Here is a 971-nt window from a genome sequence, read left to right as displayed (position 1 = left end):
CCATGTCTGTGCCTGTTTAGTAATGTATTCTACGGTAATAGCCTGACCCTCGACCTCCACCTGACCTTTCATCACCACGCCGCCCTTATTGTTCTTAGTTGATGTGACAGTGCTTGGAGGAAGGCCTGTATAGATGTTGCCTGTTCCTTCATAAACCCAAACCATGTCAGGCTCTTTCTGTCGCAATGTCTGTGCTTTTTTAGTAATGTATTCTACGGTAATAGCCTGACCCTCGACCTCCACCTGGCCTTTCAGCACCACACCGCCCTTATTGTTCTTAGTTGATGTTACAGTGCTTGGAGGAAGGCCTGTATAGATGTTGCCTGTTCCTTCATAAACCCAAACCATGTCGGGCTCTTTCTGTCGCAATGTCTGTGCTTTTTTATTAATGTATTCGATAGAACTGGTGTTACCCCGGGCATCTGCTACCTGACCTCGTATTACTTGATCACCTTTGTACTGAGGATTGATTAACGTACTACTCTCTACAGGATTTACATAAGCAACGCCTGTTCCTTCATAAACCCAAACCATGTCAGGTTCTTTTTGTCGCAATGTCTGTGCATTTTTAGTAATGTATTCTACGGGAATGGCCTGACCCTCGACCTCCACCTGGCCTTTCAGCACCACGCCGCCCTTACTATTCTTAGTGGATATTACATTGCTTGGGGGAAGGCCTGTATAAATGTCGCCTGTTCCTTCATAAACCCAAACCATGTCAGGTTCTTTCTGTCGCTTTTTCTGTGCCTGTTTAGTAATGTATTCTACGGTAATAGCCTGACCCTGAACCTCCACCTGACCTTTCAGCACCACGCCGCCCTTATTGTTCTTAGTTGATATGACAGTGCTTGGAGGAAGGCCTGTATAGATGTTGCCTGTTCCTTCATAAACCCAAACCATCTCAGGCTCTTTCTGTCGCAATGTTTGTGCCTGTTTAGTAATGTATTCTACGGAAATGATCTGACCCTCAG

At 45.6% G+C, this 971-nt stretch carries 1 protein-coding gene; it reads right to left on the bottom strand.

Annotated features, from left to right (window positions below; all coding sequences use genetic code 11):
- Positions 1-971, bottom strand: a 971-nt coding sequence (locus ACQUW5_RS15285; protein WP_444992121.1) for a hypothetical protein, incomplete at both ends; no start/stop codon positions are given.

It is taken from the genome of Legionella pelazae (assembly GCF_052527395.1).
Note: the sequence above shows the minus strand (reverse complement) of the source record. Positions and strands in the feature narration are given on the sequence as shown.